This window comes from Cupriavidus basilensis, from assembly GCF_000876015.1.
GTDB lineage: Bacteria > Pseudomonadota > Gammaproteobacteria > Burkholderiales > Burkholderiaceae > Cupriavidus > Cupriavidus basilensis_B.
The window spans coordinates 284,155-309,572 of record NZ_BBQM01000022.1; the positions used below are offsets into that span (position 1 = coordinate 284,155).

At 70.4% G+C, this 25,418-nt stretch carries 17 protein-coding genes; 9 read left to right on the top strand and 8 right to left on the bottom strand.

The genetic code is table 11. The annotated features are described in order from the left end of the window. Positions 1 to 39: 39 nt before the first annotated feature. Positions 40 to 1,824, bottom strand: coding sequence for an IlvD/Edd family dehydratase (locus KF708C_RS24655; protein ID WP_059413572.1), 1,785 nt, complete (start codon positions 1,822 to 1,824; stop codon positions 40 to 42). A gap of 214 nt (positions 1,825 to 2,038) precedes the next feature. After that, complete coding sequence (locus tag KF708C_RS24660) at positions 2,039 to 3,040, bottom strand: LacI family DNA-binding transcriptional regulator (protein ID WP_059413573.1); 1,002 nt, start codon at positions 3,038 to 3,040, stop codon at positions 2,039 to 2,041. Positions 3,041 to 3,518: 478 nt separating this feature from the next. On the opposite strand from KF708C_RS24660, the gene KF708C_RS24665 reads away from it, so the two are divergent. Next, a complete protein-coding gene (locus tag KF708C_RS24665) occupies positions 3,519 to 4,871 on the top strand; it encodes an MFS transporter (protein ID WP_059413574.1) in 1,353 nt (450 codons plus the stop codon). Positions 4,872 to 4,892: 21 nt separating this feature from the next. Here the strand turns inward: KF708C_RS24665 and KF708C_RS24670 are convergent, their stop codons facing one another. The 3 genes from KF708C_RS24670 to KF708C_RS24680 form a co-directional block, all read right to left on the bottom strand. Further along, complete coding sequence (locus KF708C_RS24670; protein ID WP_082079812.1) at positions 4,893 to 7,532, bottom strand: sensor domain-containing protein; 2,640 nt, start codon at positions 7,530 to 7,532, stop codon at positions 4,893 to 4,895. Between the two features lie 162 nt (positions 7,533 to 7,694). Continuing rightward, positions 7,695 to 8,705, bottom strand: coding sequence for a sensor domain-containing diguanylate cyclase (locus KF708C_RS24675; protein ID WP_059413576.1), 1,011 nt, complete (start codon positions 8,703 to 8,705; stop codon positions 7,695 to 7,697). Between the two features lie 357 nt (positions 8,706 to 9,062). Then, positions 9,063 to 10,100 carry an alpha/beta hydrolase gene (locus KF708C_RS24680; RefSeq protein WP_059413577.1) on the bottom strand — a complete coding sequence of 346 codons (1,038 nt, stop codon included), beginning with the start codon at positions 10,098 to 10,100 and terminating at the stop codon, positions 9,063 to 9,065. 183 nt (positions 10,101 to 10,283) lie between these two features. Here KF708C_RS24680 and KF708C_RS24685 point away from each other — a divergent pair, with 183 nt between their 5' ends. The 8 genes from KF708C_RS24685 (at position 10,284) to KF708C_RS24720 (ending at position 22,827) form a co-directional block, all read left to right on the top strand. After that, positions 10,284 to 11,138 carry an AraC family transcriptional regulator gene (locus tag KF708C_RS24685; RefSeq protein ID WP_059413578.1) on the top strand — a complete coding sequence of 285 codons (855 nt, stop codon included), beginning with the start codon at positions 10,284 to 10,286 and terminating at the stop codon, positions 11,136 to 11,138. A 640-nt stretch (positions 11,139 to 11,778) separates the two neighbouring features. Beyond that, positions 11,779 to 13,266: an efflux transporter outer membrane subunit gene (locus KF708C_RS24690; protein ID WP_059413579.1), complete on the top strand. Its 1,488-nt coding sequence runs from the start codon at positions 11,779 to 11,781 to the stop codon at positions 13,264 to 13,266. A 16-nt stretch (positions 13,267 to 13,282) separates the two neighbouring features. Further along, positions 13,283 to 14,353 carry an HlyD family secretion protein gene (locus tag KF708C_RS24695; RefSeq protein WP_020201673.1) on the top strand — a complete coding sequence of 357 codons (1,071 nt, stop codon included), beginning with the start codon at positions 13,283 to 13,285 and terminating at the stop codon, positions 14,351 to 14,353. 3 nt (positions 14,354 to 14,356) lie between these two features. Continuing rightward, a complete protein-coding gene (rbbA, locus tag KF708C_RS24700) occupies positions 14,357 to 17,128 on the top strand; it encodes a ribosome-associated ATPase/putative transporter RbbA (protein ID WP_059413580.1) in 2,772 nt (923 codons plus the stop codon). 68 nt (positions 17,129 to 17,196) lie between these two features. Beyond that, positions 17,197 to 18,339: an ABC transporter permease gene (locus KF708C_RS24705; protein ID WP_043365725.1), complete on the top strand. Its 1,143-nt coding sequence runs from the start codon at positions 17,197 to 17,199 to the stop codon at positions 18,337 to 18,339. Between the two features lie 98 nt (positions 18,340 to 18,437). Next, complete coding sequence (locus tag KF708C_RS24710) at positions 18,438 to 20,759, top strand: DUF3141 domain-containing protein (protein WP_063923057.1); 2,322 nt, start codon at positions 18,438 to 18,440, stop codon at positions 20,757 to 20,759. A gap of 156 nt (positions 20,760 to 20,915) precedes the next feature. After that, positions 20,916 to 22,004 carry a sensor histidine kinase gene (locus KF708C_RS24715; RefSeq protein ID WP_059413581.1) on the top strand — a complete coding sequence of 363 codons (1,089 nt, stop codon included), beginning with the start codon at positions 20,916 to 20,918 and terminating at the stop codon, positions 22,002 to 22,004. A gap of 19 nt (positions 22,005 to 22,023) precedes the next feature. Continuing rightward, the gene (locus KF708C_RS24720; protein ID WP_059413582.1) at positions 22,024 to 22,827 is read left to right on the top strand and encodes a LytR/AlgR family response regulator transcription factor; all 804 of its coding nucleotides are present in this window, start codon (positions 22,024 to 22,026) and stop codon (positions 22,825 to 22,827) included. Positions 22,828 to 22,866: 39 nt separating this feature from the next. Here the strand turns inward: KF708C_RS24720 and KF708C_RS24725 are convergent, their stop codons facing one another. The 3 genes from KF708C_RS24725 to KF708C_RS24735 form a co-directional block, all read right to left on the bottom strand. Next, a complete protein-coding gene (locus KF708C_RS24725) occupies positions 22,867 to 23,775 on the bottom strand; it encodes a crotonase/enoyl-CoA hydratase family protein (RefSeq protein WP_059413583.1) in 909 nt (302 codons plus the stop codon). 283 nt (positions 23,776 to 24,058) lie between these two features. Further along, the gene (locus KF708C_RS24730) at positions 24,059 to 24,691 is read right to left on the bottom strand and encodes an MlaC/ttg2D family ABC transporter substrate-binding protein (RefSeq protein ID WP_059413584.1); all 633 of its coding nucleotides are present in this window, start codon (positions 24,689 to 24,691) and stop codon (positions 24,059 to 24,061) included. 267 nt (positions 24,692 to 24,958) lie between these two features. After that, complete coding sequence (locus KF708C_RS24735) at positions 24,959 to 25,309, bottom strand: DUF1428 domain-containing protein (protein ID WP_020206363.1); 351 nt, start codon at positions 25,307 to 25,309, stop codon at positions 24,959 to 24,961. Positions 25,310 to 25,418: the final 109 nt, after the last annotated feature.

A 25,418-nucleotide genomic window follows, 5' to 3' on the forward strand; every position in this document is an offset into this window, starting at 1 on the left:
GAGAGTCGGTTGTCGGGGGCGCGTGCGTTCAGTGCGCGTTCAGTGCGAGTGGCGCGGCTCGCCGCGTTCCTCGATCACCTTCAGGTACAGCGTGGCCGGTTCCAGGCAGCCGCCGGTGGACAACTGGCCCACCAGCTTGCGGTACAGCTCCTGCCACGGCGTCTGCGACGGCGGCGCGGTGAAGCTGGCGTGCTCGCGGCGGCGCGCCAGCTCGTCCTCGGGCACCAGCAGGTTGACGCTGCGCGCGTTGAGGTCCACGCGGATACGGTCGTCGGTGCGCAGCAGCGCCAGGCCGCCGCCCACCGCCGCCTCGGGCGACATGTTGAGGATCGACGGGCTGGCCGAGGTGCCGCTCTGGCGGCCGTCGCCCAGGCACGGCAGCGAGGTGATGCCGCGCTTGACCATCTCATCGGGCGGCGCCATGTTGACGACCTCCGAGCTGCCCGGGTAGCCCACCGTGCCGCAGCCGCGGATCACCAGGATGCAGCGCTCGTCGATCTCCAGCGCCGGATCGTTGATGCGCGCGTGATAGTCCTCCGGTCCCTCGAACACGATCGCGCGCGCCTCGAAGGTGTTCTCCGCGCCGGGCTCGCTCAGATAGGTCTGGCGGAAGGCGTCGCCCACCACCGACATCTTCATGATGGCGCTGTCGAAGAAATTGCCCGACAGCACGATGAAGCCGGCGCCGTGCTTGAGCGGGTCCCCGGCAGCGCGGATCACGTCGCGGTCGGCGTCCGGCGCGGCGTTGGCGATGTCGCCGATCAGGCGGCCCGACACCGTCAGGCATTCGCGGCGCAGCAGCCCGGCCGCGTCGATCTGGCGCAGCACGGCCGGCACGCCGCCGGCGCGGTGGAAGCTCTCGCCGAGGTATTCGCCGGCCGGCATGCAGTTCACCAGCAGCGGCACCTGCTCGCCCACGCGCTGCCAGTCATCCAGGCTCAGCGCGAGGCCCATGTGGCGCGCGATCGCGATCAGGTGCGGCGGGCAGTTGCTGGACGCGCCCAGCGCCGACGCCACCACGATGGCGTTCTCGAACGCCGCGCGCGTCATGATGCGCGACGGCCGCACGTCCTCGCGCACCAGGTCGACGATGCGCTTGCCGGTGGCGTAGGCCATCTGCCCGCGCTCGCGGTAGGCCGCGGGGATGCTGGCGCAGCCCGGCAGCGACATGCCGAGCGCCTCGGCCAGGCTGTTCATCGACAGCGCGGTGCCCATCGTGTTGCAGTGGCCGATCGACGGCGACGAGGCCGTGGTCAGTTCCATGAAGCCTTCGTAGTCGATCTCGCCCGCGGCCAGCAGGTTGCGCGCGTGCCAGATCACGGTGCCCGAGCCGACCCGCTTGCCCTGGTGCCAGCCGTCGAGCATCGGCCCGCCCGACAGCACGATGGCCGGAAGGTCGACCGTGGCCGCGGCCATCAGGCACGCGGGCGTGGTCTTGTCGCAGCCGGTGGTCAGCACCACGCCGTCGAGCGGAAAGCCGTGCAGGATCTCCACCAGCCCGAGATAGGCGAGATTGCGGTCCAGCGCGGCGGTGGGGCGGCGGCTCTGCTCGGCCAGCGGATGCACCGGGAATTCCATCGGGATGCCGCCGGCGTCGCGGATGCCGGCCTTGGTGCGCTGCGCCAGCTCGATGTGGTGGCGGTTGCACGGCGCGAGGTCGCTGCCGGTCTGCGCGATGCCGATGATGGGCCGGCCCGATTGCAGCTCCTCGCGGGTCAGGCCGTAGTTCATGAAGCGCTCGACGTACAGCGCGGTCATGTCCGCGTGGGAAGGGTCGTCGAACCAGTTCTGGCTGCGCAGCCGGCGCGGCGTGGATTGGGACATCTTGCTTGTCTCCGTGAGGGTCTGTTTGTGGTGCGTACCGGTGCCGGCGCGGCGGCGCGCATCGCTTCGCGCGCACTGGCCAGGCCGGACAGGCGGTGCTCCGCGCGTTTAAGTTACCGGTAACAATTTCGGATGTTAGCACGCATGCGCGGACCTGCACAGCGGTGCCCGGGCCGTGTGGCGAAGCGGGCGGATGGTGTTGCCGCAGGGGTGTCTAGGCGCTTTCGCGGGCCAGCACGGCGTAGTCGATCTTCACGCTCTTGGGCGGCGCCTTGGCCGCGCCGGCGCCTTCGCGCGCGTCCAGCGCGGCCAGCAGCGCCTCGCCGGTGCGCAGGCCGATGCCATATGCGTCGACCGAGATGGTGGTGATGCCGGGATGGCAGCAGGCGGCCACTTCGAAGTTGCCGAAGCCCGCCACGGCGATGTTGCCGGGCACCGACAGGCCGCGGCGCAGGCATTCCATGACGGCGCCGAACGCGGACATGTCGCTCACGCACATGACGGCGTCGGTGTCGGGCCATTGCGCCAGCAGCGCGGCGATGGCCGGCGCGCCGTGGCTCATGGTGATGGGGGATTCGCCCAGGCGGATGATGCGCGGCTCGCCCAGCCCGAGCGCCTTGATCTCGGCCTGGTAGCCCTTCATGCGGTCCAGCCCGCGCCGGTCCAGTTCGCTGGCGCCGCCGAGAAAGCCGATGCGCCGGTAGCCGCGCCCGGCGAGGTAGCGCACCATCGCGCGCGCGGCCTTCACGTTGGAGAATCCCACCGCGGTGTCGATCGGCGTGGTCGGCAGGTCCCACATTTCCACCACGGGGATATTCGAGCGCTGCAGCAGCGCGCGCGTGGTCTCGGTGTGCTGCGAGCCGGTCAGCGCCACGCAGCGCGGCTGGTGGCGCAGCATGGAGCGCACCAGCCGTTCCTCGCGCTCGAGGTGGTAGTCGGTGTCGCCGATCAGCAGTTGCAGCCCGTGCGGCTCCAGCGCGTCGCTCAGGCCGCGCACGGTGTCGGAGAAGTTCGAGCTCGACAGCGAAGGCACCAGCACCGCGACGAACTCCGAGCGCCCCGAGGACAGCGCGCCGGCCGCCGCGTCGGCCACGTAGCCGAGCTCGTCGATGGCCTGCTGCACGCGCTCGCGCGTGGCCGGCGCCACGCTGTGCCCCGCCAGCACGCGGGAGACCGTCATCTTGGACACGCCGGCCAGCCGGGCGACATCCGACATGCGGGGCGGTCCAGACTGGCGCGTCGCGGTGCTGCGGGTGGCGGGGGTAGTGGCCATCGGTCGGCGCTGTGAGGGAGTGGAAGGTGCGCATATGATACCGGGCACATCGGCACGGTCCCCGGCACGCGCTTGCCGGGGACCGCTGCTAAGGGAATACCCTTGCCGCGGCGGGCTTGAAGCCGCGATTGTCTCTGTGCTATTTTTCGTTACCGGTATCAGGACGTTTGTTGGGAGACTATTCCGCACCGAAATGTTACCGGTAACAAATAGAATGGCCGGCATCGCCGCGGGCTTCCCGCCTCACCCTGCGCTTCGCGCCGCGGCTGGTGCCCGACCGATGTCCTGACCGACCCGCGGCGAACGGATTCGCCGCCTGAACCTCTTCCGGCCCGCCGCGAACGCATTCCCGCGCGGCAGCAAGGTACCCCTGCCATCAGCGTGGGGCCGGAAGCCATCATAAGAAACGGGAGACAAATTCATGCCCTCCATCACGCAGGCCGCCGCCATTCCCGCGGCCGCCGATACGTCCGAAGACCGCCTGTACCGCAAGGTCATGCTGCGGATCCTGCCGCTGCTGCTGCTGTGCTACGTGGTGGCCTACCTCGACCGCGTCAACGTCGGCTTCGCCAAGCTGCAGATGCTCGACGACCTCGGCATGAGCGACACCGTCTATGCCATCGGCGCCAGCGTGTTCTTCTGGGGCTATTTCCTCTTCGAGATGCCCAGCAACCTGCTGCTGCACCGCTTCGGCGCGCGCTTCTGGATCGCGCGCATCATGGTCACGTGGGGCATCGTGTCGTCCTCGCTGGCGTTCGTGGTGCCGCTGGCGGAGCTGTTCCACGTGCAGACCACCACCATGTTCTACTCGCTGCGCTTCCTGCTCGGGCTGTGCGAGGCCGGCTTCTTCCCCGGCGTCATCCTGTACATGAACTACTGGTTCCCGGCCAGGCGCCAGAGCGTGGCGATGTCCGGCTTCCTGGTGGCGATCCCGCTGAGCCTCACCGTGGGCGGCGTGATCTCGGGCTGGCTGATGGAGAGCACGCACGGCCTGGCCGGCATGCAGGGCTGGCAGTGGATGCTGCTGCTCGAAGGCATCCCGTCCGTGCTGGTGGCATTCCTGGTGCTGTTCGCGCTCGGCGACGGCATCCGCTCGGCGAAATGGCTGAGCAACGAGGAGAAGGCCGTGCTCGAGCGCAACCTCGCGCGCGAGAACAGCAACAAGTCGCACCGCGTCGGCGCCGCGCTCAAGAACCCGCGCGTCTGGCTGCTGACCTTCATCCTGCTGACCTTCAACACCGGCTTCTACGGCCTCGCGTTCTGGCTGCCGTCGATCATCCGCGCCTCCGGCGTGACCAACACCTTCCACATCGGCCTGCTCACCGCGATTCCCTACCTGAGCGCCATCGTCGCGATGGTCTGGAACGCCCGCCATTCGCGCAAGACCGGCGAGCGCCGCTTCCACGCCGCGGTGCCCGCGCTGATCGGCGGCGTGGGCCTGATCCTGAGCGCCGCGTTCGCGCGGCACGTGGAACTGTCGATCGTCCTGCTGACCATCTCCACGTGCGGCATTCTCGCGCTGATGCCGATCTACTGGACCTTCCCCGGCCAGATCCTGTCCGGCCCCGCCGCCGCGGCCGGCATCGCGCTGATCAACTCCATCGGCAACCTGTCCGGCTTCACCGGCTCGATGATCACCGGCATGGCCAAGGAACTGACCGGCAACATCAACAACGGCACCTACGCGCTCGGCGCGTGCCTGCTGGTGAGCTGCGTGCTGATCGTGCTGATTCCGCGCAGCCTGCTCAACGGGGAAGGGGAGGCGGCGCGCTGAGCCGCCGCCGCGCGAGGCGGGTCATGCGTTCCACGTCTGCAGCAGCATGGCCGGCACCCGCTCGGCGGGGATCGCCGGGCTGAACAGGAATCCCTGGCCCATGTTGCAGCCGCAGCGCCGCAGGAAGTCGTACTGGCCGGCGTGCTCGATGCCCTCGGCGACGGTTTCCATGCCCAGCTTGCGGCTGAGCGTGACCACCGCCTCGACGATGGCGGCGTTGCCGGTCCGCTCGTCGAGATCCGCCATGAAACTGCGGTCTATCTTGATGACGTGGACGGGGAGCGCCTGGAGGTGGGTCAGCGAGGCGTAGCCGGTGCCGAAATCGTCGAGCGCGATGCGCACGCCCTCGGCGCTGAGCATGCGCAGCGCGCGGCCGACGCCCTCCGCGCTGCGCCCGAGGAAGACCGTCTCCGTCACCTCGACCTCGAAGCGGTCGGCCGGGATGCGCTCGGCCGCCAGCCGGGACAGGAACTGCTCGGCGAAGTCGTCGTGGACGAACTGCGCCGCGGCGGCATTGATGGCGATGCGGCCGAAGCGCAGGCCGGCGTCGAGCCAGCGGTGCATGTCGGCTAGGATGCTGCGGAACATGCGCTCGTGCAGCTCGTCCGCGAGCTCCATGTTCTCGAAGGCGGCGGCGATGCCGGCCGGCGGCAGCATCAGCTCGTCGCCCGAGTGCCAGCGCAGCAGCGCCTCGAAGCCGGTCACGCGGCCGGAGCGCAGATCGACCTTCGGCTGGTAGTACGGGCGGATGCGGTTCTCGTCGACGGCGCGCCGCGCGCACTTGATCATCTCCGTGCGGCAGCGCGCCTTGCGGCGCATGTCGGGATGGAAGAAGGCCAGGTGGCCGCGGTTGCCGGTCTTGGCCGCGTACAGCGCCGTGTCGGCCGCCTTGAGCAGGTCGGCCGCGCCGGTGCCGTGTTCCGGGTGGCAGGCCACGCCGATGCTGGCGCGGCAGTCGAGGATGCGCTGCGCGTAGCTGAGCGGCTGCCGCAGGCGCGTGCCGATGGCGGCGCCCAGGCTGGCGATGTCGGCGCGGGTGGCGAACGGCAGCGCGATGCCGAACTCGTCGCCGCCGAGCCGCGCGATGAAGGCGCGGGCGGGCAGCACCTCGCGCAGGCGGTCCGCCAGCGCGCGCAGCAGGGCGTCGCCGGCGTCGTGGCCGATCTGGTCGTTGGTTTCCTTGAGATCGTCGACGTCCACGATCAGGATGGCGGGGCCGGCATCGGGATCGCTGCCGCTGCGCTTGATCAGGCGCTCCATCTCGTGCTGGAACGCCGCGCGATTGGGCAGCCGGGTCAGGGCGTCGTGGGTTGCCATCCAGCGGATGCGCTCGTCGGCGGTCTGCTCGTCGGTCACGTCGCGGAACGTCACGAGCGCGCGCGCCATCTCGCCGCAGGGGCGGAACGTCTTCCATCCCTTGGTTCGCAGCCAGCGCTCGCGGCCGTCGTCGGCACGGCGGATGCGCAGCTGCGCATCGAATTCCTGCTGCCGGCTGCCGTCGTCGGGCGCGGCCAGCGCGGACTTGAGCAGCTCCCGGTCGTCGGGATGGATGAGCCTGCATGCGGTATCGGCCTGCGGCTGTTCGTGCTTCGCGATGCCGAAGATCGCCTTCAGCTCGTCGGACCAGACCTGGCGGCCGGTGCGCTTGTCGTAGTCCCACACGCCGAGCTCGGCCGCCTGGATGGCCAGGCGGAAGCGCTGCTCGTTCTCGCGCAGCGCGTTCTCGGTTTCCTTGCGGTCGTCGATGTCCTCGAGCGTGCCGTACCAGCGCACGATCTCGCCGGCGCCGTCGCGGCGCGGCTGCGCGCGCGCCCGCACCCAGCGGTAGGCGCCGTCGCGCGTCTCGATGCGGTATTCGATGTCCACCGGGTCGCCGGTGCGCAGCGCGGCCTGCCATGCGGCGACGACGGCGGCGATGTCGTCGGCGTGGAGCGAGTCCGCCCATCCGTTGCCGCGCGTGGCCTCCGCGCTCTGTCCCGTCACCTCGACCCACTTCGGGCTGATTTCCTCGACGAGGCCGTCGGGCGACGCGGTCCAGGGCATGCCGGGATTGAGCTGCACGGTGTAGCGATGGTGTTCCTCGCTGGCCCGCAATGCCGCTTCCGCCAGCATCCGCTCGTGGATGCATTCGCTGCGGCCGTGCCAGCTCGCGATGCGGCCGGCGTTGTCACGGCGCGCGATCGCGCGCGTGCGATACCACAGCGCTTCGCCGTCGCCGAGGGCCACGCGGCAGCGCACCTCGAACGGGCGCCCGTTCGCCAGGGCCTGCCGGATCGCGCGCCCGATGATGGGATGGTCTTCGCGCGGGACCAGGTCGCGCCAGCGCCGCCCGATCAGCCGTTGGCGCAGCGAGCTGGCCGCTTCGTCGCCGCTTTCGTCATCGCTTTCATTGCCCGCTTCGCTGCCCGTCCCGTCGCCCGGGTCCAGCAACAGGCTGAGCGCGCCGCGCCGGTCCGCGGCCCACCGGACCGACGGGTCGAGGGCATCCCAGTCCTGCCGCGCGAAACCGGCAAGCGCGGGTTCGGGCGCGCCGGGCGGGACCAGGCTCTCCCGGCTGTTGCGAAGCGTGGCCGAGCCGGCGCGGGCGGTAGTGTGCTCGCCGGGCCAATCCGGTGGCGGCCCGGCCTTGTGGGCCGGGGAGCAATGCTGGCATGGTTCCATCGTCTGTCGGTACTTTGGTGTTTACCGCTGGTGGTGCGATACATCGTCGCGATGCCGTTTCGGATAGAAGCGGATCGCACGTTACCGGCTGCTTGTGGCAGGCGCGGTGACGGGATGCGGGGAATCGGTTCCGGGCCCGGGCCGGCGCGTTCGCGCGCGGACCTAGGCCGTCATGCTTTGCGCGGGCCACGCGGCCGCCTCCGGCGCCGCCCGCCGCGATGCGCGCTTGTGGGCATACATCGCGGCGTCGGCCGCGGCAAGCAGGTCGGTGACGGAGACGTGCCGCCTGTCGTCGAACTCGATGTGCCCGACGCTGTATTGCAGCCGGTATCCGCGGCACATGGCGCCCTGGTTCTCCACCGCGATGCGGTGCTCGATGCGCCGGGCGATCTTGTCGGACTGCTCGCGGTTCGCGCCGGCCAGCAGCATGACGAACTCGTCGCCGCCGAGGCGGCCGATGATGTCGCCTTCGCGCAGGCTGCCGCGCAGTACGTCCGCGAATTGCGACAGCGCCTGGTCGCCGACCGCGTGGCCGAAGGTGTCGTTGATCTGCTTGAAATTGTCCAGGTCGAAGAAAAACAGCGACGCCGGCTTGCGCAGGCGCTTGCACGTCGTCAGCATGTTCTCGGCAAGCGCCACGAAGCCGAGCCGGTTGGCGAGGTCCGTGAGCGGATCGTGCGTGGCCAGCTCCACCGCCAGCAGTTCCTGCTCCGCCATCCGTCCCAGGTCGCGCAGCAGGGAGCGGTCCTCCTCGCCGAAATCGCGCGGCCGGTCGTCGAGCACGCTCAAGGTGCCCAGCTTGCTGCCATTGGAGGCCGACAGCGGGTAGCCGGCATAGAAGCGCACGTGCGGCTTGCCGGTCACGAACGGATTGTCCTTGAAGCGGTCGTCGCGCAGCGTGTCGGGCACGACCAGGATGTCGTTGCCGAGGATCGCGTGGGCGCAGATCGACGAACTGCGCGGCGTTTCGCGGAACGCGATGCCCGAGATGGACTTGTACCACTGCCGCTCGGCGTCGACGAAGCTCACCAGCGCGATCGGCACGTCGAACAGCCGCAGCGCGAGCCGGGTCAGGCGGTCGAACCGCTCGTCGGGCGGCGTGTCGAGGATCCGCAGCGCCCGCAGCGTATTGATGCGGACCTGCTCGGTGTCTGGCGTGGCGGCGGCTGGCATGGTGGCGATGATGTTCTTGTCCTGGCCGCGTCGGCCAGAAAAAACGCAGCCATGTCATGTTGGGACGGGGCTGCGGCAAGGGCATTCGGGCCGCGGCGCGGGTCGCGCGCGGCGTGGCTGGCGGCGGCAGTCGCCGTGGCCAGCAAAGCCGTCCATTATATAAGGGTTTACCCTTTATTCATCGTTGTTGCGCGATTTCCCACCCCGACGAAAGAGGGGTGGCATGCGCGGCAACGCGCTCCGTGCCCGTTTCCGGTGCGCGCAGCCGGCTCGCCGTTCCCGAAATGCCAAAGCGCAGCCGGCCAGGCTGCGCTTTGGCGCTTGTTGCCTGTGTCGCCTGTTGCCGGGGCGTGCCGGTCAGCGAGCCAGGCTCGAGCGCAATGTCTCGCTGGCCTGATGCAGCGCCGAGCGCACCGCCGGCACGTCGGCCAGCGCGTTGAGCAGGCCGTAGTCATGGATCATGCCGTTGTAGCGCACCGACACCACCGGCACGCCGGCCTGGTCGAGGTGGCGCGCATAGGCTTCGCCTTCGTCGCGCAGCACGTCGTTCTCGGCGGTCTGGATCAGCGCCGGCGGCAGGCCCTTCAACTGCTCGGGCGAGGCCAGCAGCGGCGAGGCGTAGATTTCCGCGCGCTGCTTCGGGTCGGTGGTGTAGGCGTCCCAGAACCACTTCATCATGCCCTTGCTGAGAAAGAAGCCGTTGGCGTACTGGTCATACGAGGCGTTCTCGAAGCTGGCGTTCGTCACCGGCCAGAACAGGATCTGCGAGCGCAGCTTGGGGCCGTTTTCCAGCTTGGCCTTCAGCGCGACCACGGCCGCGGCATTGCCGCCGACGCTGTTGCCGACCACGGCCAGTTCGTGATCGTCCAGGCCCAGTTCCTTGCGGTGCGTGTCCACGTACTGGGTGGCGGCGTATTCCTGGTTGATCGCGGTCGGGTAATGCGCTTCCGGCGAACTGGTGTAGTTCACGAAGATCGCCTCCTGTCCGGAATCGACGACGAGGTCGCGGACGAAGCGCTCGTGGTCCTGATAGCTGCCGAGGATCCAGCCGCCGCCGTGGAAGAACATGAAGCCCGGCAGCGCGCCTTTGGCGCCGCGCGGGCGCACGATGGTCAGCTTCAGCGGCTGGCCGTTGTAGCTGATGGTCTTTTCGCTCACGTCGGCCGGCGGCAGCTTGGCGCCTTTCTGCGCGCCGAGCAGCACCTGGCGCGCATCGGCCGGCGCGAGGGTCTCGATCGGCTGGCCACCGCCCTTGGCGAGGGCGTCGAGGAAGCCCTGCACATGGCTTTCGACCAGCGGGCCGCCGGCGTTGCCGGCCAGGGCGGCGGATGCGGCGGCCATCAGCACGGCGGCTGCGGCGATGCGGGTCACGCGGGTTTTCTTGAGGATGTTCATTGTCATTCTCCTGGTGCGGTGAGAGGTGGCTTGCTCGGCGGCCGTCAGGGGCGCGCCGACGTTGCGGTGGACACCGGCACGCTCCGAAGCATTGGGGAGTGCTGGTTGGCAGGTACCACTTTGCCCGCGTTCTTGGTACGATACGTGCCATAAAGTACGTATAAATTGACTTGGAGTACGGATATGGTCGACCGCCTCGAAGCGCTGTTCGAGCGTTTCAGCGTCACCGCGCAGGTGTTCAATACCGGCGCGCTGTGCGGCATCAGCGACCTCACCGCCGAGGACACCGGCCAGCTGCATCTGGTGCGCTGGGGCGAGGTGGAAGTCGTGAACGACGGCAAGGTCGCCGCGCGCGTGCGCGAGCCGAGCCTCCTGCTGTATCCGCGCCCGCTGTCGCACCGCTTCATCACCGAGGCGACGCGCGGCGCGGATTTCGCCTGCGCCAACCTGAAGTTCGAGGGAGGCGTTTCACATCCGATCTGCGCCGCGCTGCCGGCGTTCGTGTGCCTGCCGTTGAACCGGATCGAAGGGGCGAAGGACGTGCTGGCGCTGCTGTTCGACGAAGCCTTCGCCGAGCGCTGCGGCCGGCAGGCGCTGCTGGATCGTCTGTTCGAGGTGGTGCTGATCCAGATCCTTCGCCACCTGATGGAGCATGGCCATGCCAGGGCCGGACTGCTCGCGGGCCTGTCGCATCCGCGGCTGCGCCATGCCCTGGTGGCGATGCACGAAAAACCCGCGCAGGAGTGGACGCTGGAAGGGCTGGCCGGCGCCGCGGGCATGTCGCGCACGGTGTTCGCCAATACGTTCCACGAAGTCGTCGGCTTGACGCCGGGCCAATACCTGCAGGGCTGGCGCATCAGCCTCGCGCAACTGGCCCTGCATCGCGGCCATGCGCTGCGGCTGATTGCCGACGAGGTGGGTTATGGCAGCGAAGCGGCGCTGTCGCGCGCGTTCAAGGCGCAGACGGGAAGCTCGCCGCGCGAGTGGAAGCGGATGCAGGCCGCGTTGACGGGCGCCGGCCAGCCGGCCGGGAAATGAAAAAAGCGAAAAAGCCGCCTCTGCGTGAACAGAGGCGGCTTCCGAATTGGTGCCCGAGGCCGGAATCGAACCGGCACGCCTTGCGGCGGGGGATTTTCTTCCCACTTCGGCTTTCGCCGCCGACCTGCGCGGGGCAGGGCGTTCGTGGTCTGGAGCACGCCTTCACCATAGTCTTGCGACCGTAGGTGCCCGCCGTCTGCTCTCTACACCTTCCCTTGAACCTTTCGGTTCGAGGGCTTGGCTCGGCATTAGCTCGGACCTGAGTCCAGGGCCTTCACCGAGTTTGACGGGCTTCACCTCTGGAGTTTCCCCCGGAGGGCTCAAATTTGGTCTGAGTCCCCTGCGTCTACCAATTTCACCACTCGGGCGGAGTGGGTGCAGGCGGCTCGTGCCGGGAAACCCGGCTGGCCAGCACTGCGCTAAGCCGGCGATTATGCCGTAAATCCAGGTCGCCCACAACCTGAGCGCCGGGCCGCGCCGGCTCCCGGACTCCGCGAAGGAAGACTGTGGCATTTGATACATATCAGATATGTATCGGAGGGTTTTCCCTAGAATGGGGAAACCCCCTACAGGGGGATGCCACCCGTCCCGGGGGCGCATCGCATACCGCGGCGCGCCCCGCGCGGACCCAACGGAACCGATGCCACCAGCCCCCGCCCTGACATCAGCCCGCCTGCCCGCCCCCAGGCCAATCCTGGCTTGCGCCGGGGCGTTGGCGCTCGCCGCCCTGCTGGGCGGCTGCATCTCGATGGCGCCGCCCGACACGCGGCCACCGTTGCCGGTGCGCGCGTCGTGGGAGCCCGACGCCGCCGCGCAGCCGGCCGCCGCCAGCGCCGCCGCGCTGGACTGGCGCGACTATTTCGCCGATCCCACCTTGCGCGAGCTGATCGCGCAGGCGCTCGACAACAACCGCGACCTGCGCGTTGCCGCCGCGCGCGTGGCGCAGGCCTACGCGGCCTACGGCATCCAGCGGGCCGATCTGTTTCCGTCGCTTGCCGGCGTGGCCGGGGACACGCGCCAGCGCGTGCCCGGCGACCTCAACCTCACCGGCCGCCCGGTCATCAGCAGCCAGTACCAGGTCGGCCTGGCGCTGAGCCCGTGGGAACTCGATTTCTGGGGCCGCGTGCGCAACCTCAAGGACGCCGCGCTGGACAGCTATCTCGCCAGCGAGGCCTCGCAGCGCGCGGTCGGGCAAGGGCTGATCACCCAGGTCGCGCAGACCTACCTGGCGCTGCGCGAGCTGGACGAGCGCATCATGCTGGCCCGGCGCACCATCGACAGCCGCGCCGAGTCGCTGCGCATCTTCCGCCGGCGCGAGCAGGTCGGCTCCGCCTCCCGGCTGGAGCTGACCGAAGTCACCACGCTGTGGCAGCAGGCGCGCACGCTGGCCGCGCAGCTCGAGCAGGAGCGCGCCGCGCAGGCGCACGCGCTCGAGCTGCTGGTGGGCCGGCCCGTGGACATGGCGCCCGCCACCGGCCTGATCGACGACGCCGAGCTGATGCGCGAGCTGGCGCCGGGCCTGCCGTCCGCGCTGCTGGAGAACCGGCCCGACATCGTCGCCGCCGAGCACCAGCTGCGCGCGGCCAATGCCAACATCGGCGCGGCGCGCGCGGCCTTCTTTCCGCAGATCACGCTGACCGGCTCGCTCGCCACCGCCAGCGCGGACCTCAGCGGCCTGTTCCGCGGCGGCAGCCTGGCGTGGAATTTCGCGCCGAGCATCACGCTGCCGATCTTCCAGGGCGGCCGCCTGCGTGCCAACCTCGCGCTGACCGAGGCGCAGCGCGCCGAGGCCGTGGCGCAGTACGAGCGCACCATCCAGGGCGCCTTCCGCGACGTGGCCGATGCGCTGTCCGCGCGCCGCTGGCTGGCCGAGCAGGTGGACATCCTGCAGGCCACCCAGGCCGCGCAGGCCGAGCGCGCGCGCCTGGCCAAGCTGCGCTACGACCACGGCGCCGCCGCTTTCCTCGAAGTGCTGGACGCCGAGCGCGACCTGCTCGCCGTCGAGCAGCAGGCCGTGCAGTCGCGCCGCGCGCTGCTGGCCAGCCGCGTCAGCCTCTATGCGGCGCTGGGCGGCGGCGGCACCGCCGTCGACGCCGCCCGGTCCGCGCCCGCGCCTCCCCCGCAATGAGCCAAGGTCATTCCCGATGAAATTTCCCGCCAAGAAGCTGGTTCCCGTCCTGATCGCGCTGGCCGCCGCCGCCGGCGGCTGGTACGCCTGGACCTCGCTCCGGGACACCGGCCCAGGCCCCGGCTTCACCAGCGGCAACGGCCGCATCGAGGCCACCGAGGTCGACGTGGCCACCAAGCTGGCCGGCCGCGTGGACGACATCCTGGTCTTCGAGGGCGATTTCGTCAAAGCCGGCCAGCCGCTGGCGCGCATGCAGGTGCAGGTGCTGCAGGCCCAGCGCGACGAAGCGCGCGCGCAGCACCAGCAGGCCATCAACAGCGTGGCCGCGGCCGAGGCGCAGGCCGCCGCGCGCCTGAGCGACAAGGCCACCTCGGAAGCGCTGCTGGCGCAGCGCGAGGCCGAGCTGGACGCGGCCGAGCGCCGGCTGTCGCGCTCGGAGACGCTGTCGAAGGAAGGCGCCTCCTCGATCCAGGAACTCGACGACGACCGCGCCCGCGCCCGCAGCGCGCGCGCCGCGGTGGCGGCGGCCCGCGCGCAGGTGGCGGCGGCGCAGTCCGCGGTGGAAGCGGCCCGCGCCCAGGTGGTCGGCGCGCGCTCCACGGTGGAAGCCACCCAGGCCACCATCAACCGCATCGAGGCCGACATCACCGATAGCGAGCTCAAGGCGCCGCGCGACGGCCGCGTGCAATACCGCGTGGCGCAGCCCGGCGAAGTGCTGGCCGCCGGCGGCAAGGTGCTCAACCTGGTCGACCTGTCCGACGTCTACATGACGCTGTTCCTGCCCGAGGCGCAGGCCGGCAGGCTGGCGATGGGCTCGGAGGCGCGCATCGTGCTGGACGCCGCGCCGCAGTACGTGATCCCGGCCACCATCTCGTTCGTCTCCAGCACCGCGCAGTTCACGCCCAAGACCGTGGAGACCGCCAGCGAGCGCCAGAAGCTGATGTTCCGCGTCAAGGCGCAGATCAGCCGCGAGCTGCTGCAGAAGCATCTCAAGCTGGTCAAGACCGGCCTGCCCGGCGTGGCCTGGGTGCGCGTGGACCCGAAGGTGGCCTGGCCGGCCAGCCTCGCGGTCACGGTGCCGGAGTAGGCGATGGCCGACGGGCGCGTTCCCGCCGTCGTGCGCCTGGCCGGCGTCTCGTTGCGCTATGGACGCAAGACCGTGGCGCTCGACCGCGTCGACCTCGACATTCCGGCCGACCGCATGATCGGCCTGATCGGGCCGGACGGCGTGGGCAAGTCGAGCCTGCTGGCGCTGGTGGCCGGCGCGCGCGCCGTGCAGGACGGCACCGTGCACGCGCTCGGCGGCGACATGGCCAGCCGCGCGCACCGCGACGCGGTCTGCCCGCGCATCGCCTACATGCCGCAGGGGCTGGGCAAGAACCTGTATCCCACCTTGTCGGTGGAAGAGAACCTGCAGTTCTTCGCGCGCCTGTTCGGCCATGACGCCGCCGAGCGCCGCCGCCGCATCGACGACCTCACCCGCAGCACCGGCCTGCACGCGTTCCTGGCGCGGCCCGCGGGCAAGCTCTCGGGCGGCATGAAGCAGAAGCTCGGCCTGTGCTGCGCGCTGATCCACGACCCCGACCTGCTGATCCTCGACGAGCCCACCACCGGCGTGGACCCGCTCGCGCGCGCGCAGTTCTGGGACCTGATCGCGCGCATCCGCCGCGAGCGGCCCGGCATGAGCGTGCTGGTGGCCACCGCCTACATGGACGAGGCGCAGCGCTTCGACTGGCTGGTGGCGATGGACGCCGGCAAGGTGCTCGCCACCGGCACGCCGGCGGAGCTGCTCGCGCGCACCGGCGCGGCGGACCTGGAATCCGCCTTCGTCGGCCTGCTGCCGGACGACAAGAAGCGCGGCTACCAGCCGGTGGAGATCGCGCCGCTGCGCATCGGCGACGACACGCCCGTGGCCATCGAGGCCAGGGGCCTGACCATGCGCTTCGGCGATTTCGTCGCGGTGGACCACGTCGACTTCCGCATCCGCCGCGGCGAGATCTTCGGCTTCCTCGGCTCCAACGGCTGCGGCAAGTCCACCACCATGAAGATGCTCACCGGCCTGCTGCCGGCCAGCGAAGGGCAGGCCTGGCTGTTCGGCAACGAGGTGGACCCGCGCGACATCGACACGCGCCGCCGCGTGGGCTACATGTCGCAGGCGTTCTCGCTCTACAGCGAGCTCACCGTGCAGCAGAACCTGGTGCTGCACGCGCGCCTGTTCCACGTGCCCGAGGAGGAGGTGCCCGCGCGCGTGGACGAGATGGTGGCGCGCTTCGCGCTCGGCGACGTGCTCGGCAGCCTGCCGGACAGCCTGCCGCTGGGCATGCGCCAGCGCCTTTCGCTGGCCGTGGCGATGGTGCACAAGCCGGAGCTGCTGATCCTCGACGAGCCGACCTCGGGCGTGGACCCGGTGGCGCGCGACAGCTTCTGGCGCCTGCTGATCGCGCTGTCGCGGCAGGACCACGTCACCATCTTCATCTCCACCCACTTCATGAACGAGGCCGCGCGCTGCGACCGCATCTCGCTCATGCACGCCGGCAAGGTGCTGGTCAGCAACCCGCCCGCGCGCATCGTCAGCGACCGCGGCGCGGCCACGCTGGAAGACGCCTTCATCGACTATCTGGTGGAAGCCGGCGGCGGCGCGCCGGCCGAGGCGCAGGCTGCCGCGCCGGTACTCGATTCGGCGGCCGACTCCGTGACCGCACAGGCCTCGCCCGCCGCGGCGCCGGCCCGGCGCCTCTGGTTCTCGCCGGCCCGCATGATCAGCTACCTGTGGCGCGAAACGCTGGAGCTGCGCCGCGACCCGGTGCGCGCCACGCTGGCGCTGGTGGGCTCGGTGGTGCTGATGTTCGTGATGGGCTACGGCATCAGCATGGACGTGGAAGACCTGCGCTACGCCGTGCTCGACCGCGACCAGACCACGCTGAGCCAGAACTACGCGCTCAACATCGCCGGCTCGCGCTACTTCATCGAGCACGCGCCCATCACCGACTACGACGACCTGGACCGCCGCATGCGCAGCGGCGAGCTGTCGCTGGCCATCGAGATCCCGCCCGGCTTCGCGCGCGACGCGGCGCGCGGCAAGGCGGTGCAGGTGGGCGCGTGGATCGACGGCGCCATGCCCTCGCGCGCGGAGACCGTGCAGGGCTACGTGCAGGGCATGCACCAGAACTGGCTCGAGACGCAGGCGCGCGAGCGGCTCGGCCAGCGCGCCGCGCCGGGTTTCTCGATCGAGACGCGCTACCGCTACAACCCCGACGTCAAGAGCCTGCCCGCGATGGTGCCGGCGGTGGTCCCGCTGCTGCTGCTGATGCTGCCGGCCATGCTCACCGCGCTGTCGGTGGTGCGCGAGAAGGAGCTCGGCTCCATCCTCAACCTGTACGTCACGCCGGTCACGCGCGCCGAGTTCCTGATCGGCAAGCAGCTGCCCTACGTGCTGCTGGCCATGCTCAACTTCCTGCTCATGGCGCTGCTGGCCGTGACCGTGTTCGGCGTGCCGGTCAAGGGCAACTTCCTCGCGCTGCTGGCGGCCGTGCTGATATTCAACGTGGTGGCCACCGGCATCGGGCTGCTGGCCTCGACCTTCACGCGCAGCCAGATCGCGGCGATGTTCTTTGCCATCATCGGCACCATGATCCCCGCGATCCAGTTCGCCGGCATGCTCACGCCGGTGTCCTCGATGGAGGGCAGCGCGCGCCTGATCGGCGAGCTCTATCCCGCCACCTACATGCTCATCATCAGCCGCGGCGTGTTCAACAAGGCGCTGGGCTTCGCCGACCTGCACGCCGCCTTCTGGCCGCTGCTGGTGTCGGTGCCGGTGATCCTCGGCGCCACGATCATGCTGCTCGACAAGCAGGAGAAGTGATGGCGCCGACGCCGAACGCATCCGCCACGGGCACCCGGGCCGCAGCGCCGGCGGCCGGGCCGGCCGGCATGCGCGGGCAGCGGTGGCTGCGCATGCTGGTCAACGTCTACCGGCTCGGCTGCAAGGAGCTGTGGAGCCTGGCGCGCGACCTGACGATGCTGGTGCTGATCGTCTACACCTTCACCGCCTCGGTCTACTCCGCCGCCACCGCGCAGCCCGACACGCTGCACCTGGCGCCGATCGCCATCGTCGACGAGGACCACTCGCCGCTGTCGGCGCGCATCGCCTCGGCGTTCTTCCCGCCGCAATTCACGCCGCCGCGCATGATCACCTCGTCGGCCGAGGACGCCGGCATGGACGCCGGCGACTACACCTTCGCGCTCAACATCCCGCCCAACTTCCAGCGCGACCTGCTGGGCGGGCGCGCGGCCGTGGTGCAGCTCAACGTGGACGCCACCCGCATGAGCCAGGCGTTCACCGGCAACGGCTACGTGCAGCAGATCGTCTCGGGCGAGGTGCGCGAGTTCCTGCAGCGCTACCGCGACACGGCGGTGCTGCCGGTGGACCTGGCCGTGCGCGTGCGCTTCAACCCCACGCTGACGCAGGCGTGGTTCGGCGCGCTGATGCAGGTGGTCAACAACATCACCATGCTGTCGATCATCCTGACCGGCGCCGCGCTGATCCGCGAGCGCGAGCACGGCACCATCGAACACCTGCTGGTGATGCCGGTCACGCCCGCGCAGATCATGCTGGCCAAGGTGTGGTCGATGGGGCTGGTGGTGCTGGTCGCGGCGGCGCTGTCGCTGCTGCTGATCGTGCACGGCGCGCTGCACGTGCCGATCGGCGGCTCGGTGGCGCTGTTCCTCGCCGGCGCCGCGCTGCACCTGTTCGCCACCACCGCGATGGGCATCTTCCTCGCCACGCTGGCGCGCAGCATGCCGCAGTTCGGCATGCTGCTGATCCTGGTGCTGCTGCCGCTGCAGATGCTCTCGGGCGGCAACACCCCGCGCGAGAGCATGCCGGTGCTGGTGCAGAACCTGATGCTGGCCGCGCCCACCACGCATTTCGTCGAGCTCAGCCAGGCCATCCTGTTCCGCGGCGCGGGGCCCGGCGTGGTGTGGCCGCAGTTCCTCGCGCTGCTGGCCATCGGCGCCGTGCTGTTCGTGATTTCATTGCGGCGGTTCCGCAGGACCATCAGCCAGATGGCCTGAACCCGGCATCCGCCATATCCGTCGCCTTCACCGTTTTCACCGCTTTCACCGCATTCGCGCAGGTCCCCGGCGCGTTGCCTTCCAGGAGCCAGACCGCCATGTCATCCAAGGAATACGCCAGCCAGCAACCCGCATCGCGCTATCCCGGCTTCGGCTGGGGCGCGGCCGCCGCCTACGTCACCGATGCCCTGCAGCGCGGCGTGCTGTACGCCGACGTGATGCGCCAGCGCGGCAACCAGTACCAGGCCCACCTGGCCGAGGCCGTGCCCAACGTGCTGGACTTCGCCGCCGAGATCATCATGGATGGCCGCGAGCTGCCGCGCCCGGTCAACTACGGCCTGGTGCGCATCGCCGCGCCCGAGGACGTGCCCACCGTGCCCGGCAAGCGCCCGTTCGTGGTGGTGGATCCGCGCGCCGGGCACGGCCCCGGCATCGGCGGCTTCAAGCGCGACAGCGAGATCGGCGCCGCGCTGCGCACCGGCCACCCGTGCTACTTCATCGGCTTCCTGCCGGACCCGGTGCCGGGCCAGACCGTGGAAGACGTGATGCTGGCCGAAGCCGCCTTCCTGGAGAAGGTGATCGCGCTGCATCCGGGCAGCATCGGCAAGCCGGCCGTGATCGGCAACTGCCAGGCCGGCTGGCAGGTGATGATGACCGCCGCCATGCGCCCGGAACTGTTCGGCCCCATCATCCTGGCCGGCGCGCCGCTGTCCTACTGGGCCGGCTGGCGCGGCAGGAACCCCATGCGCTACTCCGGCGGGCTGCTCGGCGGGAGCTGGCTCACCGCGCTGACCGGCGACCTCGGCAACGGCCGCTTCGACGGCGCCTGGCTGGTGCAGAATTTCGAGAACCTCAACCCGGCCAACACGCTGTGGGGCAAGTCGTACCAGCTCTACGCCAACGTCGACACCGAGGCGCCGCGCTACCTGGGTTTCGAGAAATACTGGGGCGGCCACGTCTTCCTCAACGCGGTGGAGATGCAGTACATCGTCGACAACCTGTTCGTCGGCAACAAGCTCGCCACCGCGGAGCTGATCACCTCGGACGGCACGCGGCTGGACCTGCGCCACATCCGCTCGCCGATCGTGGTGTTCTGCTCCTACGGCGACAACATCACGCCGCCGCCGCAGGCGCTGGGCTGGATCACCGACCTGTACCGCGACGACGGCGACGTGCTCGGCCACGACCAGACCATCGTCTACGCCACGCACGACAGCATCGGCCATCTCGGCATCTTCGTCTCGGGCAGCACCGGGCGCAAGGAACACCGCGAGTTCGTCAGCAACATCGACCTGATCGACGTGCTGCCCGCCGGCCTCTACCAGGCGCAGATCAACGACAAGACCGCCGACACGCCGGGCGGCGGCCTGGTCGACGGCCCGTACATGCTCTCCATCGCGGTGCGCGGCATCGAGGACGTGCGCAAGATCGTGCAGCCCGACGCCGAGAGCGACTGGCGCTTCGCCACCGCCGCGCGCGTGTCCGAGGTCAACCTCGGCCTGTACCGCAGCGTGCTGCAGCCGCTGGTGCGCGCCTGCGTGACGCCGCAGTCGGCATGGTGGACGCAGGCGCTGCAGCCGCTGCGCGTGTCCTACCAGCTGTGGTCGGACCGCAGCCCGCTGGCCAGCGGCATCGCGCAGATGGCCGAACAGGTGCGCGAGCAGCGCGAGCCGGTGCCGGAAGACAACCCGCTGCTGCTGATGCAGAACGTCTGGTCCGACGCCATCGTGGCCGCGCTCGACCAGTGGCGCGACGTGCGCGACGACGCCTGCGAGAAGACCTTCGAAGCCATCTACGGCAACCCGTGGGTGCAGGCGCTGGCCGGCCTGAACCACGCCGACGGCGCGGCCGCGCGGCAGCATCCCGGCACCACGCCGGAACACCGCGCCTTCGTCGCCGCGGAGATGGAAAAGCTGCGCGGCGAGATCGGCAAGGGCGGCCTGCTCGAAGCCGGCGTGCGCGCCATGCTGTACATCCTCCACTCGCAGGGCGAGGCGGACGAGCGCCGCTTCAACCTCGCGCGCTCGCTGCACGCCGCGCACGATGCCCAGCACGGCAAGGCCCGGCCCGGCCTGCACAACGCCGAAGGCCTGGCCGCCTTCAAGCAGATGGTGCGGCGCCAGGCCAGCCTGCTCCGGCTCGCGCCGGAAGCGGCCATCGACGCCGTGCCGGCGATGCTCGCGGGCGCGCCCGCCGCCAGCATCCGCGAGATGACGCACACCATCGAGACCATTTCCACCGCCGTGCCGCTCGAAGCGGACGAGCAGCGCGACCTCGCGCGGCTGCTCGGCATGTTCCGCGCGGCGGCGGACGCCGGCGCGCCGCGCGCGCTCGCCGGGCCGGCCCCGGCCCCCGCCAAGCGCCGCGTGGCGCGGCGGCCCGCGCCGGTGGTCGCGGGGACCAAGGGGCGGCGCACGTAGCGCTGGCCGGCCGCGCGCATCGTGCTCGCGGCCGGCTTTGCTTCCGGCGCGGTTAGCGGTATCTTCCTCGCACGCGGGCTGGCGATGTGGCGCGCGGCGCCGGCCGGCGCCGTCGGCTAAGCCAGCCCCGCATTCCGCATTCACGCTGCCGCCCCGATGCAAGCTGCCACCACCCGCCCCAAGCACTGGCTCCTGCGCGAACTGCGCATCGGCGTGCCGGTGGCGTTGGGCGTCGCGCTGTTCTTCAGCGCGCTGTACCGCGAGCCGTTCGGCATCAACCTGGTCTATTCGGCCTGCATCACCGCCACGGTCCAGGCGCTGATCCAGGCCGGCCGGCACGGCCTGCTGCGCCTCGGCTTCCGGCAGGACGCGCCGGCGCCGGGCGGCCGGCCCTGGCCGGGCTGGCGGCTGATGTTCCCGTGGGTGCTGGTGTCGGGCATCCTGGGCTATTTCGGCGGCAGCGCGCTGGCCGCGTGGCTCACCGGCACCGGCGGCAGCCCCGCCGAGCTGGCGCGCAATCCGCGCGCGCTGATGGTCAGCACGATCGTGGTGGCGGCGCTGTCGCTCGGCATCAGCTATGTGTTCTACACGCGCGGGCGCCTGGCCGCGATGGCCGCGCGCGAGCAGGCCGCCATGCGCAGCGCGGCCGAGAACCAGTTGCGCCTGCTGGAATCCCAGCTCGAGCCGCACATGCTGTTCAACACGCTGGGCAACCTGCGCGTGCTGATCGGCCAGGACCCGCAGCGCGCCCAGCTCATGCTCAACCAGTTGATCGCCTTCCTGCGCGCCACGCTGGAGGCGTCGCGCTCCGGCCCGCATCCGCTGTCGTCGGAGTTCGCGCGCATCGCGGACTACCTCGGCCTGATGCAGGTGCGCATGGGCCCGCGCCTGCGCATCGCGCTGGACCTGCCGCCCGAACTCGCCGGCCTGCCGGTGCCGCCGCTGCTGCTCCAGCCGCTGGTGGAGAACGCCATCAGGCACGGCCTCGAGCCCAAGCTCGACGGCGGCGAGATCCGCCTCGCCGCGCGCCGGGACGGCAGCGCGCTGGTGCTCACCGTGCGCGACACCGGCATCGGGCTGCGCGTGACGCCGCTCGCGCCGGCGCCGGGCGCATCGTGCTTCGGCACCGCGCAGGTGCGCGAGCGCCTGACTCAGCTGTACGGCAGCCGCGCCGGTTTCACGCTCGACAATGCCGCCGACGGCGCCGGCGGCACGCTCGCCACCGTGCGCCTGCCGCTGCCCTGAACTCACCACCGCGCGTCCCATGCAAGCCACCGCCCTCATCGCCGAAGACGAAGCCCTGCTCGCCGCCGACCTGCGGGCCGAACTCGCCCGCCTGTGGCCGGGCCTGCGCATCGTGGCGACCGTGGGCGACGGCGCGGCCGCGCTCGCGCAGGCGCTCGAGCTGCAGCCGGACCTGCTGTTCCTCGACATCCGCATGCCCGGCATGTCCGGGCTGGAAGCCGCGCAGGCGCTGGCCGAGGACTGGCCCGCCGACGGCAAGCCGTTCCCGCTGCTGGTGTTCGTCACCGCCTTCGACAACTACGCGCTGCACGCCTTCGAGCAGGCCGCCGCCGACTACATCCTCAAGCCCGTGCAGCCCGAGCGCCTGGCCAAGGCCTGCGTCCGCCTGCAAGCCGCGCTCGCGCAGCGCGCGCAGGCGCCCGCGTTCGACGCCACGCTGGCCCGGCTGCGCGCGCTGCTCGGCGCCGGCGCGCCGCTGCGGCCCGCGCCCGCCGCCGAGCCGCTCAAGCTGATCCAGGCCAGCGCCGGCAGCACCATCACGATGATCCCGGTGGCCGAGGTGATCTACTTCGAAGCCGACGACAAATACGTGCGCGTAGTCACCGCCGCCGGCCAGCACTGGATCCGGATGTCGCTGCGCGAACTGCAGGCGCGGCTGGACCCGCGGGTCTTCTGGCAGGTCCACCGCGGCACCGTCGTGCGCGCCGACGCCATCGCCACCGCCACGCGCGACGATGCCGGCAGGCTCACGCTGACGCTGCGCGGGTGCGCGGACAAGGTCGGGGTCAGCCGGCTTTACGCGGAGCTGTTCAGGGGCATGTGAGGCGCGCGCGGCGTTGCCGGCGTACCGCCGGCGCGGCGCTCATTCCTGCCGGCGCGCTTTCGCCTCCATCTCGCGGATCAGCGCCCGCGCCTCGTCGCCTTCCGGAATCGGCTGGCCGCCGTCGCGCCAGCGCACCGCCGCCTTGAAACCCTCCGCCTGCGCATAGCGGCGGAACCACAGCCCCTCCGGGTTGTGGCGCGTGATGCCGTCGAACACCGTCGCCATCATCTGCGTCTGCTCCAGGCCCATCGTCAGCATCACCTGGTTCACCACCATCTTGTGCATCGCCAGGTGCGCGCGCGGCACGCCCGCGATGCGCCGCGCCAGCCGCATCGCCGCCGCATCGAGTTCGGCCGCCGGCGCGGTCTCGTTGGCCAGCCCCCACGCCAGCGCTTGCCGCCCGTCGATGGTGTCGCCGGTGAACATCATCTGCTTGGCGCGCGTCGGGCCCAGCCGGAACGTCCACATCGCCGTGGTCGGGCAGCCCCACACGCGCGTGGGCATGTAGCCGATGCGCGCATCCTCGGCCATCACCAGCAGGTCGCAGCTCAGCGCGATGTCGCTGCCGCCCGCCGCCGCATAGCCATGCACCTTGGCGATGGTCGGCTTGCTGCAACGCCACAGGCTCATGAAGTCCTCGGTGTTCCGCTTCATGCAGGCATAGTCCACCATCGGGTCCCACGGATACTGCTCCTGCTGGCACGGATGCTCGATCGACTGCTGCGCCGTGTCGGCCAGGTCATAGCCGCCGCAGAAACCCTTGCCCGCGCCTTCCACCACGATGACGTGCACCTCGTCGTTGGCCTGCGCCCATTCGACCGCCGCGCGGATCTCGCGCGGGGTGTCGTCGTTGATCGCGTTCAGGCGCTCGGGGCGGTTCAGCAGCAGGCGGGCGATGCGGGGGGATTGCGGGTCCTGGTCGATGCGCAAGGTGGTGAACGTGGGCATGGCGGTTTCCTCGGTGGGAGCGGCAGGGGGCAGGGGCAGGCTAGCACCGGAGTGGTTCGACGGTAAATAGTGGTTGTCGTGCAGGGGCGGGCCGCTGCTGCCCGGGGCGAAATGCCGGCGCGCAGGGTGTTGCATCCGCTGCGTGGTGTTGCGCCTGCTGGACGCGGACGGCGCCTGGCCTCTGTCCCGCACGCGGCAGAAAGAGGCGCGCCGAGGGCGCGCCCGCTATCCCGTCATCCGCCCGGGCACGCGCCGCCGCGCGCGATGCCCGGCCACGCCGCCCTTACTGCTTGACCACCACCGGCAGCCGGTTGCGCTCGGTCAGCGAGCGCAGCAGGCCTTCCACGCCGCCTTGCTGGATGATCTCGTTGAACTGCTGGCGGTAGGTCTGCACCAGCCAGGCGCCCATCACGTTGAGGTCGTACACGCGCCAGCCTTGCGGGGTCTTGTGCAGGCGGTAGTCGATCTGCACGGGCTGGCCGCTGGCGGTGTCGAGCGCGACGGTGCGGACCACCACGTCGGTCTCGGTGGGCTCGAAGCGCGAGGGCGGGTAGGCGATCTGCTGGTCGGGGCGGAGCTGGGCGATGGCGCCGGCGTAGGTGTGGATCAGCAGTATCTTGAATTGCTCGATGATCTGGTCCTGCTGCTCGGGCGTCGCCGTGCGCCAGTAGCGGCCCATCGCCAGCTGGGTGGTGCGGCGCAGGTCGGTGTAGGGCAGGATGTCGCGGTTGACGATGGCGGTGATGCGCGGGATGTCGTCGGGCGCCACGGCGCGGCTGCGCACTTCGTTGAGCACCTGCTGCGTGGCGGTCTGGATCAGGGCCTGGGGTTTCGACTGGTCGTCGATCTGCGCGAAGGCCGGGCTGGCGAAGGCAGGCAATGCCGACAATAGGGCAATCAGGAACAGTTTCTTCATGCTGGGACCCCGCGTGGAAGGCGTCATGCTGCATTGCATTGTGCGCGATTTTGCCGCGTTCGGCCATTGGCGGTGGCGGCAGCGGGGCATGTGGCGGGATCGTGCGGGGCGCGCGCGGTGGCGGGTCCGGCGCGCGAAGGCAGCGTGCGCGGTCGGGGCATGGTGCTTCGCCGTGCCCCGGCACGGCATGGACGCGCAGGCCGCGCAGGCCGCGCGGGTGGCGGCGGCGGCCAAAACGCGCTCCCGCGCACGGAAGCGCGCGTTGCCTCAGGCGTCCACCAGCACCTCGAATCCGCCAAAGATCATGCGCTTGCCGTCGAACGGCATCTCGCCGTGGTCCTTCAGGCGCGGGTCTTCCATCGCGGCTTTCATGCCGGCGTCGCGGGTCTTGCGGTCGGGCCATGTGATCCACGAGAAGACCACGGCTTCGTCGTCCTTGCGCTGGACGGCCATCGTGAACGAGGTGAGCTTGCCTTCGGGCACGTCGTCGCCCCAGCACTCGACGAGGGCGAGGGCGCCGTGGTCCTTGAACACGGCGGCGGCGGTTTGGGCCATCTTCTTGTAGGTTTCGCGGTTGGCGATGGGAACGGGAACGACAAATCCATCGATGTATGCCATGTCGGATCTCCTTTGCTTGTCGACGTACGGGTGATTGGCGGACGCGATGCGGCCCGCTGCCCGGACGACGATTCAGTGTGGGCGAAATCGACAGGCGGGGCGCAACTTT

What these genes read in the sequence shown, in the direction of transcription:
- KF708C_RS24655 (WP_059413572.1), bottom strand. Translation starts at nt 1,824, where the DNA reads ATGTCCCAATCCACGCCGCGCCGGCTGCGCAGCCAGAACTGGTTCGAC.
- KF708C_RS24675 (WP_059413576.1), bottom strand. Translation starts at nt 8,705, where the DNA reads ATGCCAGCCGCCGCCACGCCAGACACCGAGCAGGTCCGCATCAATACG.
- KF708C_RS24735 (WP_020206363.1), bottom strand. Translation starts at nt 25,309, where the DNA reads ATGGCATACATCGATGGATTTGTCGTTCCCGTTCCCATCGCCAACCGC.
- KF708C_RS24685 (WP_059413578.1), top strand. Translation starts at nt 10,284, where the DNA reads ATGGTCGACCGCCTCGAAGCGCTGTTCGAGCGTTTCAGCGTCACCGCG.
- KF708C_RS24720 (WP_059413582.1), top strand. Translation starts at nt 22,024, where the DNA reads ATGCAAGCCACCGCCCTCATCGCCGAAGACGAAGCCCTGCTCGCCGCC.
- KF708C_RS24710 (WP_063923057.1), top strand. Translation starts at nt 18,438, where the DNA reads ATGTCATCCAAGGAATACGCCAGCCAGCAACCCGCATCGCGCTATCCC.
- KF708C_RS24715 (WP_059413581.1), top strand. Translation starts at nt 20,916, where the DNA reads ATGCAAGCTGCCACCACCCGCCCCAAGCACTGGCTCCTGCGCGAACTG.
- KF708C_RS24680 (WP_059413577.1), bottom strand. Translation starts at nt 10,100, where the DNA reads ATGAACATCCTCAAGAAAACCCGCGTGACCCGCATCGCCGCAGCCGCC.
- KF708C_RS24665 (WP_059413574.1), top strand. Translation starts at nt 3,519, where the DNA reads ATGCCCTCCATCACGCAGGCCGCCGCCATTCCCGCGGCCGCCGATACG.
- KF708C_RS24690 (WP_059413579.1), top strand. Translation starts at nt 11,779, where the DNA reads ATGCCACCAGCCCCCGCCCTGACATCAGCCCGCCTGCCCGCCCCCAGG.
- KF708C_RS24660 (WP_059413573.1), bottom strand. Translation starts at nt 3,040, where the DNA reads ATGTCGGATGTCGCCCGGCTGGCCGGCGTGTCCAAGATGACGGTCTCC.
- KF708C_RS24730 (WP_059413584.1), bottom strand. Translation starts at nt 24,691, where the DNA reads ATGAAGAAACTGTTCCTGATTGCCCTATTGTCGGCATTGCCTGCCTTC.
- KF708C_RS24705 (WP_043365725.1), top strand. Translation starts at nt 17,197, where the DNA reads ATGCGCGGGCAGCGGTGGCTGCGCATGCTGGTCAACGTCTACCGGCTC.
- KF708C_RS24670 (WP_082079812.1), bottom strand. Translation starts at nt 7,532, where the DNA reads ATGGAACCATGCCAGCATTGCTCCCCGGCCCACAAGGCCGGGCCGCCA.
- KF708C_RS24695 (WP_020201673.1), top strand. Translation starts at nt 13,283, where the DNA reads ATGAAATTTCCCGCCAAGAAGCTGGTTCCCGTCCTGATCGCGCTGGCC.
- rbbA (WP_059413580.1), top strand. Translation starts at nt 14,357, where the DNA reads ATGGCCGACGGGCGCGTTCCCGCCGTCGTGCGCCTGGCCGGCGTCTCG.
- KF708C_RS24725 (WP_059413583.1), bottom strand. Translation starts at nt 23,775, where the DNA reads ATGCCCACGTTCACCACCTTGCGCATCGACCAGGACCCGCAATCCCCC.